2 pseudogenes are annotated in these 350 nt (G+C 75.4%); one reads left to right on the top strand and one right to left on the bottom strand.

What is annotated here, in order from left to right:
- Window positions 1-218, top strand: a pseudogene (locus tag ACLWS4_RS38025) (transglutaminase family protein); the annotation flags it as partial.
- Here the strand turns inward: ACLWS4_RS38025 and ACLWS4_RS38030 are convergent.
- Window positions 218-350, bottom strand: a pseudogene (locus ACLWS4_RS38030) (adenosine deaminase); the annotation flags it as partial. The pseudogenes ACLWS4_RS38025 and ACLWS4_RS38030 overlap by 1 nt on opposite strands.

Here is a 350-nt window from a genome sequence, read left to right on the forward strand (position 1 = left end):
TCGCCGGGCTCGTCCCGTACGCCACCCGGATCGTCGGCGACTGGGCCACCGCCCTCGCCGGACTGCTCGGCGGCCGCGAGGGCTTCGAGGGCGTGCCCGCCGACTACCAGCGCCTGGAGTCCTCCCTCCTCCACGAGGTGCTCCGGCGCCGCCGGGGTCTGCCGATCCTGCTCTCCGGCGTCTGGATGGAGGTCGCCCGCCGGGCCGGTGCCCCGGTGCGGAAGCCGAGGCGGCGCAGCTCGTCGATCGGGTGCGAGGCGTAGTCCTTCGCGGCGCCCGTCTGGAGGTTGGAGGTCGGGCAGACCTCCAGGGCGATGCGGTTGTCCCGGACGTACGAGGCGAGCCGGCCG

It is taken from the genome of Kitasatospora sp. SC0581, from assembly GCF_048159585.1.
Classification (GTDB): Bacteria; Actinomycetota; Actinomycetes; order Streptomycetales; family Streptomycetaceae; genus Kitasatospora.